The sequence below is a fragment of the Nocardia sp. NPDC049149 genome (assembly GCF_043197455.1).
Lineage (GTDB): Bacteria > Actinomycetota > Actinomycetes > Mycobacteriales > Mycobacteriaceae > Nocardia.
This window is the reverse complement of the sequence record NZ_JBICTD010000003.1, coordinates 242,634-258,095: the sequence shown is the minus strand read 5'-3', so window position 1 is coordinate 258,095 and position 15,462 is coordinate 242,634. Positions and strand designations below refer to the sequence as shown.

The following is a 15,462-nucleotide window of genomic DNA, read 5'->3' as shown; positions in this document are numbered from 1 at the left end:
GGCGTGTTTCAAGGCGCGCGGTGCCGGTGATCGTCGGACGTCGCTGTTCGAGGAATGGCATGCAGCGATCACAGCGACCGCCACCGATCTTGTGGATCACGCCCGGAAGTCTGTAGTGAATGCGTGGTGCGAACCGAGTGGCCGCGCGGCGCGGATCATCTGCCGATATCGACCACCACTTTGCCGAGGGCGCGGCCCGTACCGACGTAGGCGAGCGCTGTCGCGGTCTCATCGAGGGGGAAGCTGCGGTCGATGTGGATATTGATCCGTCCTTCGACACACGACTCCGCGAGGGGTGTGAAGTGCTCGGGCCCTTCCTTCACTGCGAGGACTCCGAGAGAACGCCCGGTCACCAATCCGGCGAGCACGCCGACCGTCGTCATCCGCAGCAACGCGCTTGTGGTGCCGCCGACGCAGCGGTATCGGCCGCCACGCGCGACCGACCTGCGATAGGCGAAGACCGACCGGTGGGCGACGAGGTCGAGCACTCGGTCGTATGGTCCGGTTCGGGTGAAGTTCTCGACGCGATAGTCGATGACCTCGTCGGCGCCGAGGGTGCGCATGAACGCCAGCTTGTCGGCATTGTCGACCGCGGTCACGTGTGCCCCGGCGTTCTTGGCCAACTGGATTGCGAAGGCACCGGACCCGCCGCCCGCTCCGTTGATCAACACCGACATACCGGCTGTGATGTCGGCGGTGCCCTGCAGTGCGATCGCTCCCGCCTGGGGTAGGGTCGACGCCTCGGCGAAGCTCAGTGACGCCGGTTTGTGGGCGAGCGCTGATTCAGGGACCACGGCATATTCCGCGAATCCGCCCTTGAGCATGAGGTTGTCGCCGTAGACATCGTCGCCGGGCGCGAACAGGGTGACCTCGGAGCCGACGGCCTCGACTCGTCCGGCGATATCGGATCCGAGAACCGGGCGACCGGGTGCCCGGAGCCCGCCGATGCGCGAGTACAGCGGCGTCCCCCGCAGCGTCTCCCAGTCGGAGAGGTTGATCGACGTCGCGTGCACCTGGACCAGCACCTGTTTCGGCGCTGGCGAAGGCGTTGGGATATCCGCGATCGACAGCACCTCGGGGCCGCCGTAACGGTCATACACGATGGCCCTCATGTGATTCCGGCACAGCGGATCGAGCGACAGCCTGACACGCGGCAAAGCCTAGTCGGCGGGCCGCTTCCCGACCGGCGAACTGCACGTCGGCATTCCGCGCGAGCGAGATTCCGTGCGACATAGCGCATCTCGTATCCGCAGCCCAGCGATTGCCTCGAGAAGCCGGCGCAACGCTACTCAATCTCTCCAACCTCCGATGCCAACCACGACGTTCAGTACTGCCGACCTCGCCATAGTTCGATGTCGTATGCACGACTCCGGTCTGCGAACGCGCGCAACTGCTGCGACCCGCGTGTTCCTGGCGGTTTGGTGGCCGGTCACTGATTCCGTAGGTACCAACGGCTTCTGAAGCCACCGCCCAACATCGCGGAGGCTCCAGTCCACTGACGGTCTGGCGCCCGACTCGCGGCGGACCTGACGCATCTCGTTTCAGATGTCGCGGTAGTTGGCTGCGGCGTCATCGATGGTGCGCAGGATCTGCTCGACGGGTACCGGTCTGTGCCGGTCGGAGTATTCTGCGGCTTGGTTCGGTAGTAAGACGAGCCGATCGACACCGAGTTCCATGTACTGCGTGACGATTTCGCGGTGCAGCGGACCGGCCGGGGTCACCGTGATCTCCAACCGCCCCAGCTCGGCCGGGCGCTGGTACTTCCGGTGCGCGAGCTCCAGGTTCTGCAGGTGCAGGCGGGTTTGCTCCAGGTCGAGGCCGAAGCCGTACCAGCCGTTGGCCATGGTGACGGCTCGGCGGTCGGCGATCGGTCCGCCCGCGCCGACGACTATCGGTGGGCCCGGTTGTTGCACTGGTCTCGGGTACGCATTGATTCCCGAGAAACTGACGTATGGGCCGTGGTAGGCGGGCTGGGGCATGCTCCACAGCGCGCGCATGGCGCCGATGTAGTCATCGGTGCGCGCCGCCCGTTCGGACCTGGCCACGCCGATGGAGTCGAATTCGGCATGGACGTAGCCCGAGCCGACGCCGACGATCAGCCTGCCTGCCGCCACTCGGTCGAGGCTGGCCAATTCCTTTGCCAGCACTACCGGGTTGCGCAGCGGCAGGATAATGATGCCGCTGGCTATTCGCACCGTACTCGTCTGTGCGGCAACAAGAGTCAACCCCACCACGGTATCCAGCAACGGCAGCGTCGGAGCCAGCCTGAATCCCGCTGGGGCAGGGTCAGGCAGGACGATATGCTCTCCGCTCCACAGGGATTCGAACCCCGCCGCCTCGGCGTGTTGCGCCACCCGCACGGCTGTCAGCGGGTCGGCACATGCTCCGTAATTTATGGCAAACAGTCCAAGCTGCACGGCCGCCGTCACCTACTCGTCTCGTCACGATGCACGGAGCAAATGTAGGTCCGATCCAGACATGCAACCAGCGAAAGTCTGGCATATCTGATATCACTAACTCGCATGTCTGATTTCACGGTCCCCGGCTTGCTCGTGGTCCGCGAGGCGGTCCGCACCGGCTCGTTCTCCGCGGTAGCGGAGAGGTTGGGCTATACGCAGTCGGCGATCTCACGCCAGGTTTCGCTGATGGAACAGGCCGCCGGTCGGCAACTGTTCGAGCGCCATGCCCGTGGGGTGCGGCCGACCGACGCGGGCCTGACCGTGGCGAGGCATGCCGAAACGGTGCTCGAAGCCTTGGAGAAGATGCAGGGTGAACTGCGCGACCTCAGCTCGCAGGTGCCGGCTCGCGTCCGGCTCGGGGCCTTCTCGACCGCAACGGCCGCGCTGGTTCCACGCGCCATTGCGATTGCGCAACAACATAATCCGCTACTCGTTGCGCAACTCCGCGAGGGCACGAGCCCCCAGCTGCTGACCGCGTTGCTGCGCCGCCGCATCGACCTGGCCGTGCTTTCCGGAGAATTCGACGTTCCCGATGGTGTCGAGGTGACTGCGCTGGTGCACGACGCGCTGTACGTTGCCGTGCACCGGGGGCATCGACTGGCACGTCACGCGAGCACACCGATCTCGGCGCTGCGTGACGAACCGTGGATTGTCGGCAGCGAAGAAAGGCATACCCCGTTGCTCGGTGCTTGGCACAGCGCCGCTTGGCAGCCGGTTGTCGCCCACGTCGCCCGTGATTGGGTTACCAAGTGGGGACTGGTCGCTGCCGGGTTGGGTGTCACCCTGGTTCCAGGGTTGGCCATTTCCGCGCTGCCTGCCACCGTCTCGGTGGTCGGCATCGATGACCCCGCGGCAACGCGCCGTACTGTCCTGGCTCATTGTCCCAGTGAGGATGCCGGCCTTCGTCTGGTTCGCGAAGCGCTGCTCGACGCAAGTGCGCAGTTGAATGTCGAACTGCGGGAGCGTCTGAAGTCTTGACGCGGACTATCGGTGCAGCGCGGCGAGGATCACCGCATCGTGGACCACGGCCGCACCCGCGATCCCGGTATGTGGGATACCAGGGAGGTTTCGTGCCGAGGGGGCACTGGTGGCGGGGGCTTCTCGGGCGATGCCGCCACCAGTGCCCGGTGATCACTCGACCAACTCCAGAACTTGCTGATGATGTGCCGACCGAGCTGCTGATGGACGATTCGGTTGGTCGTCCACGAGCGAAAGTGTGGTGGTGGTATAGGAATTGCCTATGGGGGCTGCTGAATTCTGGTCTTTGATTGTCGTTCTCGTGCGGACATACCGTGAAACAGCTCGACGAGGTACTCATCGCGATTTCCGAAGTTTCGCGTTGGGGCATCCGTATTTGCGTCGAGCCGACATACGCAATCGAGAGGACTGGTGGCATGACCACGATCGAGAACGTTTCAGGGACAAGAGAACTCGTGGGGAAGCGGGCCCTGGTGACGGGTGGTACTCGCGGGATCGGGGCGGCCGTCGTGCGTCAACTTCTGGGCGCGGGCGCTGAGGTGCTCACGACCGCCCGGTCCGCGACGAGCATCGCACCGGAAGGGTCCACCTTCGTGGCGGCTGACGTGCGGACGCGGGCCGGGGCGGAGGCGTTGGCTGCGGCCACGCAGGAGGTGCTCGGTGGGGTGGACATCCTGGTCCACAACGCGGGTGGGGCCGGTCCGTACCAGGGCGCGCTGGCGATCCCGGATGAGGCGTGGCAGGACGCGCTGGAGCTGAACTTCTTGGCATCGGTGCGACTGGACTCGTTGCTGGCACCGGCGATGCGTGAACGGCGCTCGGGGGCGATCGTGCATATCTCTTCGGCCGCAGTCCCCACCGTCGCACCGCCGTTCCTGCACTACACGACGGCGAAAGCGGCGCTTGAGAACTACAGCCGGGGATTGGCTGCGGAGTTGGCGCCGTTCGGAATTCGGGTCAACACGGTGTCTCCTGGTCGGACCACCACCCCTGGCGGTGCAGCGACGCGGGAGCAGTGGGCACGCCTGGAGGCAGGGCCTGGCCAGGACAACACCACCCCGCCGCTGGGGCGAGATGGTCAGCCCGATGACATCGCCAACGCGGTGTTGTTCCTCGTATCTCACCAGGCGAGCTGGCTGACCGGAAGCAGTCTCGTCGTCGACGGCGGCGAATTCCCCAGAGGCTGAAGAAGATTCGATAGGAAAGCAGGAACCCGGCATGGGTACGTACCACGGCAAGAATGTAGTAATCACGGGTGGCGGCAACGGCATCGGGTTCGCGCTGGCGGAACTGCTGGTGAAAGGTGGAGCGCGCGTGGTGATCACCGGTCGTTCGCAAACCACACTCGACTCGGCACGGGAGCGGCTGGGCGAGAACGCGATTGCCGTCCGAGGCGATGTCACCGAACTGTCGGATCTGGAGGCTCTGGCCGACCGGGTGCAGGCCGAACTCGGCACGATCGACGCTCTTTTCGTGAACGCAGGCATTGCCACCCTCACCCCCTTCGAATCAACGACCGAGCAGATGTTCGACGAACTGTTCGCGATCAACGTCAAGGGCGCCTTCTTCACTGTGCAGAAACTCGCCCCGCTGCTCAGCAGCGGAGCGGGTGTCGTCCTCACCACCTCGAACGCGAACGTCATGGGCCTGCCGGAGACCAGCGTCTACGCGGCCGGTAAGGCGGCGCTACGGTCGATGGCCCGCAGCCTCTCTCGCGAACTGCTTCCGCGCGGAATTCGTGTCAACGCGATCAGCCCCGGCCCCGTCGATACGGGAATTCTGGAGAATACGATGACCGCAGCGGCCGCCGAACAATTCAAAGCCGAGCGGGTCGCGGACAATCCGATGCGTCGTTTCGGCAGCCCGGACGAAATCGCCAGAGCGGCAGCGTTTCTCGCTTTCGATGCGACTTACGCGGCAGGCACCGAGTTCGTCGTGGACGGAGGTGTCACCCAGCTCTGAGCCGGTTCGTGCCAGTTCTCCGCACGCAGGAGTTCTAGCAGGGTCGTCTCCGCCGGACCCGCTTCCTGCCGGACCACGGCAACGACGGGCTGGGACACGACCGGGCTGGCCGGGCGAGCGAGATGCTCGTAACCGTGGGGCACTGCGGAGGCAGGGACGAGCGTCACTCCCAGTCCATGGGCGGCCCAACGCACGGCTGTACTCGTTTGGGAGACACGGGCGGCCGTGGTCGGGGTCAACTCGTTGTCGCGCAGCACGCCCGTCAGCACGCCGTCGAGGGCGCTGTCGCGATCGAACCGCACCCATGATTCCCCCTCCAGCTCAGCCAGCTCGACCCGGTCCGCGGCGAGCAGCCGGTGCCCGGCGCCCAGCACCACGACGAACTCTTCGTAGCCGAGGTGGTGGGCGCCGGCAGGACCACGCTCGCACGCCGCCATCAACGCGAGATCCAGGACGCCCTGGCGACACAACCGCTCCAGCTCAGCGGAACTCGGCTCCTCGAAGACGGTGACCTCCAGGCGAGGGAAGCGGCGGCGCAGCGTGTTCAGCACGCCGGGCAGCTGCCGGGTGCCGAAGCCCATCTGGGCCGCGACCACCAACTCACCAACCAGTTCGTCGGCACCGGCCCGCGCCGTCGCCCGTGCCCGCCGCGACGCGCTCACCGCCACCTGCGCTTCCCGCAGGAACGCACGACCTACCACGGTCGGCACCAGTCCGGTCGGTGTGCGAGCGAACAGTGTCACGCCGAGTTCCCGCTCCAGGTTGCGGATCTGCTGGGACATCGAGGGTTGAGCGACGTGCAGCAGTTCCGCCGCCGCGGTGACCGAACCGGCCTCGGCGATGGCCAGGGCGTATTCGAACTGACGAAGACTCATCGGCGGCCTTTCCAGGCGGACCACCGCCCAGTCCATTGTGATCGCTGTGACAACAAGCGCTACAACGCCGAAGGCACCGCGTTTACTCCGCGGTCTGCCCGCAGTTGGTCAACGTTGCCCGGTGATGGCCGCGTGTAGTTCGGCGGCCGTCGCGATCAGCTCGTCGACGGTGTTCGTGCTGGTCTGGAGGTCGAACATCACCTCGTGTGCGCCTGCCGTTTCGAGGTCGTGTGCGTACCCGGCGAGCTGGGTGACGGAGCCGCGGCGCGGAACCAGTTTGGGGTCGACGTCGTCGGTTTCGACGGCGGGGTTGATGCGGACGACCAGGCGGAGGGCTGACGGGTCGCGGTCGTTCTTCTCAGCGGTTCGCTCGATGGTGGCCCACATTCCGGTGAGTACAGGAATGGGGAGCGGGCCCGCCAGCCAGCCGTCGGCTCGGCGCCCGACCCGCTCCAAGGTCGCCGGAGCGTGGCCGCCGAGCAGGATCGGCGGCCGCGGTGTCTGCCGCGGTTTCAGGTCGATACGTGCGTGCGGGACCGTCCACCGTTCGCCGACATACTCGACAGGTCCTGGGGCCCATGCTGTTTCGAGAACATCCAAGGTCTCTTCGAGTCGCGCACCTCGCTTGGGCCACGGGACGCCGAGCGCCTCGTATTCGTCGGGCGACCAACCGAGTCCGATCCCCACGTCGAGCCGGCCCGCACTCACCTGATCCAGCGAGGCCACCGTCCTGGCCAGCAACATCGGCGGCTGCCACAGGGCATTGAGTGTGTTGGTGCCCAACCGAACCCGGTCGGTGACTCCGGCGGCGACGGTCAGCACGGTGAGCGGATCGAGGAAATGAGCGAACCCCGGCGGTATTTGACCGCCCGGATATTGCCCCCGTGGCTCACTGGCGACCAGCAGTCGGTCACCGACCCACAAGCTGTCGAATCCACTCGCTTCGGCGAACTTCGACACCGCCACAATCGCCGCCGGGTCGGCGAAACCTCCATACTGCGGGAGAGCAAGACCAATACGCATCCCTCGAGGTTAAACCAGCAATTCAACCCGCTCGATTCGCCGCTGATTGCTTGATGATTCCCTGATGACCCACAGATGATCCGTCAACAGACGTCACCAAAGGTGCCTCCGACGTACTGGTCGACAATGGAGTAGTGACGAAACCTCCGCAGTTCATCGATGGTGCCCGGGTGCTATGCGCAGCGGACGTCCGTGGAGTCGTGCCGACAGGGTCGGCGCGGCATACGGTCAGTGGACAAGTCGTCGAGCATTTCATCGGTCTGGCGATTGCGCAGTACGACTCCGATCCTGGTGTCCACCTGTTCTACTGCGATCCGGGGTGGAACTGCGTAACCGACACTTGGCACGCCGATGTTGCTGCCGCTGTCGAACAGGTGAGATTCGAGTTCGGCCCAGTCGAATTCGTTACCGAGACAACGCCGCTGACATAAGTCGAGGCGTGGCAGGGACGGTGGCAGTGGGCTGGAGTCTGACGGGTTGGTGGCAGGGGGTGTACAGGGGGGAGGGGAGGTCTTAGATTCGGGGGACCGTGGGGACGGTGCTGGGAGTGTGCCGTTTCTGAGGGTCCATTAATCGTATGGGGGAGGATTTATGGCCGGGCCTGTGGTGTTTTTCGGGGGATCTGTTGTGACGGGGGAGGATTCGGCGGGGATCGTCGAGGCTGTGCTTGTTACTGGTGGGCGGGTTGCTGGGGTGGGGAGTGAGGTGGAGGTTCGGCGGCGGGCGCGGGATGTCGGTGCGGCCGAGGTGGATTTGGGTGGGGCTACGTTGGTGCCGGGGTTCATCGATGCGCATCATCATTTTTTGTTCGGGGCGTTGGATCGGCGTAGTCCTGATCTGCATCGTGTTCCGGCGGGGGCGGGGGTTGCGGACATAGTGGGGCTGATCGAGCAGCATGTGGCGAGAACGCCTGGGGCGGGGTGGGTTCGGCTGTTCGGATATTCGCCTGCTGATTTGCGGGAGCATCGCCATCCGACTCGGGAAGAGCTGGATCGGGTGTGTCCGGATCGGCCGTTGCTTGTTATCGCGTTGGGGATGCATTCGGGGGCGCTCAATAGTGCGGGGTTCGATGCGATGGGATGGCTGCCGCCGAAGACGGTGCCGGATGGGGGACGGATTCCGTTTGGCCGCAATGGATTACCTCGGGGTGAGGTGATCGAGTCGGCGTTGTATCTGGCGGAAGCCGCGTCGCGGGGGTCGTTGATCGCGAATGGGGGTGATGCGTGGCTTGTCGAAGCTCGGGCGCATGGGCGGGATTTGGCGGCAGTCGGGATTACTCGAGTGGGAGACGCCGCTGTTTCGCCGGAGTTCGATGTCCTGTACGAGCGTGCGGTCAGTGGTGGCATGCTGCCGATTACGTTGCACCGCATGCCGATTGGGTCGGAATCGCTGATGGCCGCTCGGACGACGGGGCCCGCTACTGGCAGTGGTCGAGCAGGTAGCCCGGTTGGGGCGGCGAAGTTGTTTCTCGACGGTGGTGAGGCGTGTGCGGTGTGTTTGTCGGTGGGGGAGACGGTACGCATGCTTGGGCGGCTTGTTACCAGTACGGTGGGTGGTGCTGGTCTTGCAGCTGTTCGTGCTGCGGTGTCCGGCAACATGATTCGCCCGGGGCGCGATTTGAAGCTGCATCGCGGGATGTTGTTCTGGGATCAACGGGCGTTGGAATCGACGATTGTCAGTGCCGCTGAGCACGGACTGCAAACGGCGCAGCACGCGATGGGTAACGCGGCGATCGCGCAAGCCACTCGCGCACTTCGGACGGTCGGTGACCGGCTGGACAAGTTGCCCGGCCGACCGCGGCTCGAGCACACATTGTTCTGCGGGCCGCACCTTGCGACCCGCGTCGCCGATGTCGGCGCGATCGCGGTGGTTTCGCCGATCTGGCTCGACGAGCTCGGTGAAGCATTCAGGGGTGCAGCATCATTGGTGCCGGACCTGCCGCCGATACCGATGTGCACACTGGCTTCCGCCGGTGTCACCCTCGCCGGGGCATCCGATTATCCGTCCGCGGATTATGCGGTGCTGCCTGCCATTCAGGCTGCGGTGACGCGGCGTATCACCAGCGACGGAACGCTGTGCAGTCCGGAGGAGGCGGTCACTGCCGAACAGGCGTTCCGCGCCTACACGATGGGATCGGCCGCTGCCCTCGGCGTCGACGACATCGCGGGCAGCATCGCGGTCGGCAAGCAAGCGGATCTCGTGATCCTCGACAAGAACCCTCTCGAAGTCGAACCGGGCAGCATCGGTTCGATCCGAGTGCTGCGAACCTATGTCGCAGGCAAGCTCGTGCACGGTGACCACACCGTCATCTAGCGCCGAATCTCGTTGTGCGACAGCGCTACCCTGAATCCTCTGCGCGCCGAGGACGCAGCGCATACGCCGGGACCAGTTGGTCGGCTACGTGCAGATCCGGCCGCCCGTCGGCGTACTGCACCGTGAACGTCACCCGGCCCATCCAATCCCCGTCCACCGTCGGCACCCAATGAGTGAGAACGCCGGGACGCTCACCGCGCATGATCACGCCTGCCCCGTTGATGTGCTTCGGGGTCCCCGGGTCGCGGATCACGATCGCTTCCAGCCGCACCCACACCGGCCGCGGTGGATAGGTCACCGTCCGATAGAAGTGCCCTGTCGCATTCGGATACCTCAACTCCGGCTCCGTGCCCTCAGTACGCGGCATGTCATCCGATGTCGAACTCATGTTCGAATGGTAGCGCTTCGAAAAGGTCGCGCGACAAGCGGCATGCGGTGTGTCCGGTCGGTTGCGCACTGTGTCAATCCCGTCGGTTCTGAGCGGGGTGAAACGGTGTCGTGCCTGGTGGGGTGGATGCTGCCGACCTGCTGGCACGGTTGTCTGCTGCCGACCGGTCGGCGGTAGCGGCTGCCGCGCCGTGTGTGTCGTGGTCGCGGTTCCGGCCAATCCTCGGCAGTGGTTTTCCGAATGGCATTCGGAAGCGAAACGAGTGGCTAGCCGATCGGCAAAGCCACTAACCGTTGTGAAAAGCTAACGGTTAGCGCTATGGTCGACATATGAGAGCAGTGCGCTTCGCCGAGTACGGCGGTCCAGAAGTCCTCGAGCTGACAGAGGTTGCCGAGCCGCATGCTGGCCCCGGTCAGATACGCATCGCTGTGCGGGCGGCGGGCGTGAATCCGCACGATTGGCGGGTCCGCGAAGGCCAGTTCCAGCGCATCAACCCGATCCCATTGCCCGCAGGCGTCGGACAGGACGCGTCCGGCGTGGTGGACGAGGTCGGTGCCGGTGTCACCGGTATCACGGTGGGCGACAACGTGTTCGGCCGAGGTTCGAGCACCTACGCCGAACGGGCCGTGCTTTCGTCCTGGGCGCGGCTGCCCGACGGATTGAGCTTCGCCGAGGCAGCAGGCTATCCGTCCGTGGTCGAGTCGGCGCTGCGGATCATCCGCTTGGTCGGAGTCCAGCCTGGACAAACGCTGCTGGTGAGCGGCGCAGCCGGCGGAGTCGGATCCGCGGTGTTGCAGATTGCCCGCGACCGTGGCATCAGCGTGATCGGCACAGCCAGTGCCGCGAACCAGGACTACGTGCGCAGCCTCGGCGCCGTCGCCACCACGTACGGCCCAGGTTGGGTCGAACGGGTGCGTCAACTAGGCCGCGTCGATGCCGCTCTCGACCTGAACGGTGCAGGCGTCATCCGCGGGCTCCTCGACCTGACCGGTGATCCGGAAAAGGTGATCACCATCGCCGACCTCGAAGCGCCGATGCTCGGCATCCGCTTCGCCGGCGTCGGCGGCAGCATGCCCGACGCGCTCGCCGCAGCGGTCGATCTGCTCGGGCGCGGGCAACTGCACATTCCGGTCGACCGGTCGTACTCGCTGGCTGAGGCTGCGGTGGCGCATGCGGACAGCCAGGCCGGACATGCTCGCGGTCGCCGAGTCCTGCTCGTCTGAGCGGAGAGCCCACGTGCGGCGATCGAGCCGCACGGTCCGTCAACCACCACATCATCGAACTACGCCCAGCACGACAGACTGTCACCGTCGGCGAGCCAAGCTGAACAGCCAGCGTGAGATCGGCAGAGGCGGAATACCCAGGGCCGCAACGCTTCTCCAGTAGCAGGCAGGCGCTCGGTAAAACGTCAGGCGGCGGAAGCGCCGTCGCCAACGTCCGCACCGGTTCTGGAGTTGGTCGATTGATCACTGGAACTGGTGGCGGCATCGCCCGAGAAGCCTCCGCCACCAGTTCCCACTCGGCGCGAAACCACCCCTTTGACCCGCCGACCTAGCTGGTCGTTGGCTCCGACGTCCTGCGGCTGATACGAGTGGGCCGAACGGTAGTGGACGCCGAGATCTAGAACTGGGCGGCCTCTCGCGCAGGACGGATTTCGTCAAGGGTGCGTGACTTGCCAGGCCGACCGGGGTCGGTCGGTGACCAGGTGCCGTGTCCTGGCCGCGGCGAGGGTTGCGCGGCCAGCGCATGTGTGGGAAGAACTGGAACCGTTGTCGCGCAGACCCTTTCGCAGCGGTGCTGCTGCTTGGGCGCGAACGGATGCTGGCAGGTCGATGATGTCGATCGATTCGTGCTGCGTGGGTGTTACGACCCATGACTTGGGGGATTGCTGACGGATACGCGTCTCATCGATCATTGGCGGTAGACCGGAAGGCGGTCGATCGATCAAGAAGGTGGGGGGATGTCGAGTCTTCGGGGTTTACAAATATTCGTGCTTGCCGCGGCAGTGCTGATGGGGTCGGCGTGCGGTGGTGGGAACGCGGAACGGCCCGCGGCGACGCGGACGCCGTTGCCGAGCAATACGAGTGCGTCGGTGTCGACTTCGGTGACAACCCCGCAACCGTCGGCCAATCAGCCTGCGCCGAACAACAAGCCGCCTGCCAATCAACCGGCGCCAGGTAACAAGCCGCCTGCCAATCAACCGCCTGCCGATCAACCGCCGCCCGGCAATCCTGGGCAGGGCACCGCGTTCGTCCGTACCCGCACCCTCTCCGGCGCGCCGGTGCCGAACGTAGCGGTCGTGCTGCGCCAGGTGCAGCCGTGTAACCCTGCGACCAAAGACATTCCGCCAGGGTCGACCGAGTTGCAGCGCCGCGACGGTGTCACCGACGCCGACGGATTGGCCACCTTCCTTGTGCCCGTCGGCTGCTACTACTTCGGCCTGAACAAGGAGAAACTGCCGGTCGATCCCACACCGGTCCCGGAGGGGCTCCACAGTCTTTTTCTCGTCAACGACGGAGACGTGACTTCCGGCACTCTGCGCTTCAACGAACCTGCACCGTCCGCGCTGTGTGACCCCAAGAAGGTCGTCAACGAACTCGACAACGTCTACGAACACCTCCGCGGCCTGAAGGCCGACGTCACCGACTGTGATGGCAAGTGGGCGTTCATCTCTTGGCCGGCGGCGCTCGGCGACAACGCCCGCATCATCCGGCGCGGCGGCGACCGCTGGTCCACCTATGTTGCCTTCCCGCACGATGTCTGCCGGGCCAAGGCGGTGGCCGACGGCGTCCCGGAGCAGTTGCAGAAGAACTTCCCCGCCTGCTGAGACGATCCTGCGCTGTTCCTAGGCTGGGCTGTGTGAGCGAGGAAGGGTGGCACTGGGATCCGTCGCTGTACGCCGGGAGCGCCGGGTACTACACGCGAGGACGAATGCCATACCCCGAGGTGCTCGCTGAGGCGTTGGCCACTGCGCTCAGCTTGGACGGTTCAGGTCGTCTCCTCGACGTCGGTTGCGGCCCTGGTTCTTTGACGTTGCTACTCGCGGACAGGTTCGAACAGGTCGTCGGGATCGATGCCGACCAGGGCATGATCGACGAAGCCTGTCGGCTCGCCGCCGAGGACGGGATACGCAATGCCCGGTGGGTTCGGCTGCGCGCCGAGGAGCTGCCCGCCGAGCTCGGCAGCTTCACGGTGGCCACCTTTGCGCAGTCGTTCCATTGGATGGATCGGCCCAGGGTCGCGGCAACGGTCCGCGGCATGTTGAGCACCGGTGGCGCCTGCGTGCATGTACATGCCACCACACATCAAGGGGTGCGGAGCACGAGCGCGCTACCGCACCCGCAGCCGCCACACTCGGCGATCACGGAGTTGGTTCGCAAGTACCTCGGCCCGGTCCGTCGGGCGGGTCAGGGGTCGCTCCCGTCCGGCACGGTCGGGAACGAGGCGGCGATCTATCGGGCCGCAGGGTTCACGGGACCGTGCCGAATCGAAGTACCGGGCCGGGTTGTCACGCGGGTGAGCGCCGATGTCGTCGCCGCGGTCTTCTCGCTGTCCAGCTCGGCGCCGCATCTGTTCGGCCGTGCTCGCGCCGAGTTCGAGGCCGAGCTGCGGCAACTCCTGAGCAATGCCAACCCGAGCGGAGTGTTCAGTGAGCAGGCGCGCGAGATCGCCGTCGACATTTGGCGGCTGTAGCGCGAATCCCCGTGGGCTTGATGATGATTGTGAAAGGGAGCCAACGTTCCTTTCCACTCTCAACATATAGCGCACCGGGGGGCTTGCGGCAAGACCCGGGGCATGCCGCAGAATCGCTCGTCGAAGCTAGACCTTGTGTGAATGGGAGTGTGTTGGTGTCGACGACTGGATCGTTCAAAGCTGTGGCGAAGGAATTCGAGGGGGAGCAGGCCGTGGATGCCGATGTGATCATTGTGGGTGCGGGTCCGGCCGGACTGATGTTGGCGGGCGAGCTGCAGCTGGCCGGTGTGCGGCCGCTGGTCTTGGAGCGGAATCCGCAATCGCGTGAGACGCCGAAGGCGCACGGTATCGGCGGGCAGATCCTGGAACTGTTGCGTTATCGCGGTTTGTTGGATCGCGTCGCGGAAGCAGCCACTGGTCCGATGCCTGCGCCTCGATTCCCGTTCGGCGGCGTGCATTTGGACTTCACGCAGTTGGAAGAGTCGCCGATGCAAGCGTTTCCGATTCCGCAGGCGCGACTCGAGCGGTTGCTCGCCGAACGTTTCGCCGAACTCGGCGGTGCGGTTCGTCGCGGGCACGAAGTGGTTGGGGTCAGCCAAGACGGCGACACGGTGACCGCCGAGGTGCAGGGGCCGGAAGGCGCGTATCAGGTGACCGCCCGTTATTTGGTCGGTTGTGACGGTGGCCGCAGCCGGATCCGCAACCTGGTCGGCATTCCGTTCCCCGGCACCAGTTATCCGGAGGTCAACCGGCTCGCGACGGTCACCATGCCCGATTCGGTGACCACGTTCGAGAACGGCGATCTCAACGTCCCCGACGTGGGCAGGGTTTCGCTCGGCTTCAATCACACCGAGGGCGGCACCTTCGCGCTCGGACCGCTCGTCGACGGTGTCGTCTCGTTCCAGACCACCGAAGAAGATCCCACCGAAGTCGATGACGATGTGCCGCTGACCATGTCCGAACTCCAGGACAGTATTCGCCGTGTGCTCGGTGTCGACCTGCCGCTCGGCGAACCGCTTCGGCTGTCGCGCTACCAGTTCCAGGCGCGCCAGGCCGAGCGGTACCGCGACGGGCGGATCATGCTCGCCGGCGATGCGGCGCACATGCTGCCTGCCACCGGCACCGCGATCAACGTCGGCATGCAGGACTCGGTCAACCTGGCTTGGAAGCTGGCCGCCGCGGTGCACGGGTGGGCGCCGGCCGACCTGTTGGACAGCTATCACGACGAACGCCATTTCGCGGGCGGACGTGCACTGCTGCAGACCCAGTCGCAGGTGGCGCTGCGCCGCGGACTCGATTCGGCCGCCGAGGCGCTGCGCGAACTCTTCCAGGAACTGCTTCGCGACGAGCAGGCGTTGCGCCGCATGGGCGCCCTGGTTGGCGCAGACATCCGGTACCCGTCCTCGGGCCAGCACCCGCTGACCGGCGCTTTCGCACCCAACCTCACGCTGCACACCGAGCAGGGCACCACGAGCGTCGCAGAACTCATGCACACCGCACGGCCGGTCTTCCTCGACTTGGCCGATCGGCCGGAGCTCCGCGAGATCGTCCGAGACTGGCACGATCGCATCGACCTCCACGTCGCCAAGTCCGAAGACCGACCGGCCGACGCCATCCTGATCCGCCCCGACGCACACATCGCGTGGGCCGCGACCGGCGACGAGTCTGTCGACGCCGCTGCATTGCGCGACGCGCTCACGCACTGGTTCGGCGCGCCGCGGCAAGCGACCGCTCCGACCAGCGACCGCCCCGCCTAACCCGACCGGGCCGT

The 15,462-nt window shown here is 65.6% G+C and carries 13 protein-coding genes; 8 read left to right on the top strand and 5 right to left on the bottom strand.

Going from position 1 to position 15,462, the window contains the following annotated elements; translation table 11 throughout:
• Window positions 1–155 precede the first annotated feature (155 nt).
• The gene (locus ACGFNJ_RS12025) at window positions 156–1,112 is read right to left on the bottom strand and encodes an NAD(P)-dependent alcohol dehydrogenase (protein WP_393446366.1); all 957 of its coding nucleotides are present in this window, start codon (window positions 1,110–1,112) and stop codon (window positions 156–158) included.
• A gap of 429 nt (window positions 1,113–1,541) precedes the next feature.
• Window positions 1,542–2,354 (bottom strand): TIGR03619 family F420-dependent LLM class oxidoreductase, encoded by an 813-nt coding sequence (locus ACGFNJ_RS12020; RefSeq protein WP_393447804.1) that lies wholly within the window; start codon window positions 2,352–2,354, stop codon window positions 1,542–1,544.
• A gap of 168 nt (window positions 2,355–2,522) precedes the next feature.
• Between ACGFNJ_RS12020 and ACGFNJ_RS12015 the strand changes: the two genes are divergently transcribed.
• The 3 genes from ACGFNJ_RS12015 to ACGFNJ_RS12005 all read left to right on the top strand — a co-directional run bounded on the left by ACGFNJ_RS12015 (window position 2,523) and on the right by ACGFNJ_RS12005 (window position 5,399).
• Window positions 2,523–3,437 carry a LysR family transcriptional regulator gene (locus tag ACGFNJ_RS12015; protein ID WP_393446364.1) on the top strand — a complete coding sequence of 305 codons (915 nt, stop codon included), beginning with the start codon at window positions 2,523–2,525 and terminating at the stop codon, window positions 3,435–3,437.
• A gap of 416 nt (window positions 3,438–3,853) precedes the next feature.
• Window positions 3,854–4,624: an oxidoreductase gene (locus ACGFNJ_RS12010; RefSeq protein WP_393446362.1), complete on the top strand. Its 771-nt coding sequence runs from the start codon at window positions 3,854–3,856 to the stop codon at window positions 4,622–4,624.
• Window positions 4,625–4,655: 31 nt separating this feature from the next.
• Entirely contained in the window at window positions 4,656–5,399 is a 744-nt protein-coding gene (locus tag ACGFNJ_RS12005) for an SDR family oxidoreductase (RefSeq protein WP_393446360.1), read from the top strand.
• Here the strand turns inward: ACGFNJ_RS12005 and ACGFNJ_RS12000 are convergent.
• Together ACGFNJ_RS12000 and ACGFNJ_RS11995 are read right to left on the bottom strand one after the other, a co-directional pair.
• Window positions 5,348–6,274 (bottom strand): LysR family transcriptional regulator, encoded by a 927-nt coding sequence (locus tag ACGFNJ_RS12000; RefSeq protein ID WP_393446358.1) that lies wholly within the window; start codon window positions 6,272–6,274, stop codon window positions 5,348–5,350. The genes ACGFNJ_RS12005 and ACGFNJ_RS12000 overlap by 52 nt on opposite strands.
• A gap of 108 nt (window positions 6,275–6,382) precedes the next feature.
• The gene (locus tag ACGFNJ_RS11995; RefSeq protein WP_393446356.1) at window positions 6,383–7,297 is read right to left on the bottom strand and encodes a TIGR03619 family F420-dependent LLM class oxidoreductase; all 915 of its coding nucleotides are present in this window, start codon (window positions 7,295–7,297) and stop codon (window positions 6,383–6,385) included.
• A gap of 591 nt (window positions 7,298–7,888) precedes the next feature.
• Between ACGFNJ_RS11995 and ACGFNJ_RS11990 the strand changes: the two genes are divergently transcribed.
• Window positions 7,889–9,610 (top strand): amidohydrolase, encoded by a 1,722-nt coding sequence (locus ACGFNJ_RS11990; RefSeq protein WP_393446353.1) that lies wholly within the window; start codon window positions 7,889–7,891, stop codon window positions 9,608–9,610.
• 25 nt (window positions 9,611–9,635) lie between these two features.
• Here ACGFNJ_RS11990 and ACGFNJ_RS11985 read toward each other — a convergent pair whose 3' ends face one another.
• Complete coding sequence (locus ACGFNJ_RS11985; protein ID WP_393446351.1) at window positions 9,636–9,998, bottom strand: hypothetical protein; 363 nt, start codon at window positions 9,996–9,998, stop codon at window positions 9,636–9,638.
• A gap of 329 nt (window positions 9,999–10,327) precedes the next feature.
• Here ACGFNJ_RS11985 and ACGFNJ_RS11980 point away from each other — a divergent pair, with 329 nt between their 5' ends.
• From ACGFNJ_RS11980 to ACGFNJ_RS11965, 4 genes are all read left to right on the top strand, one after another.
• Window positions 10,328–11,221, top strand: coding sequence for an NADP-dependent oxidoreductase (locus ACGFNJ_RS11980; protein WP_393446349.1), 894 nt, complete (start codon window positions 10,328–10,330; stop codon window positions 11,219–11,221).
• A gap of 737 nt (window positions 11,222–11,958) precedes the next feature.
• On the top strand, window positions 11,959–12,825 hold the full coding sequence (locus ACGFNJ_RS11975; protein ID WP_393446347.1) for a hypothetical protein: 867 nt from the start codon (window positions 11,959–11,961) through the stop codon (window positions 12,823–12,825).
• Between the two features lie 32 nt (window positions 12,826–12,857).
• Window positions 12,858–13,691 (top strand): class I SAM-dependent methyltransferase, encoded by an 834-nt coding sequence (locus tag ACGFNJ_RS11970; RefSeq protein ID WP_393446345.1) that lies wholly within the window; start codon window positions 12,858–12,860, stop codon window positions 13,689–13,691.
• A 155-nt stretch (window positions 13,692–13,846) separates the two neighbouring features.
• Window positions 13,847–15,448, top strand: a complete 1,602-nt coding sequence (locus ACGFNJ_RS11965; protein ID WP_393446343.1) for an FAD-dependent monooxygenase — start codon at window positions 13,847–13,849, stop codon at window positions 15,446–15,448.
• Window positions 15,449–15,462: the final 14 nt, after the last annotated feature.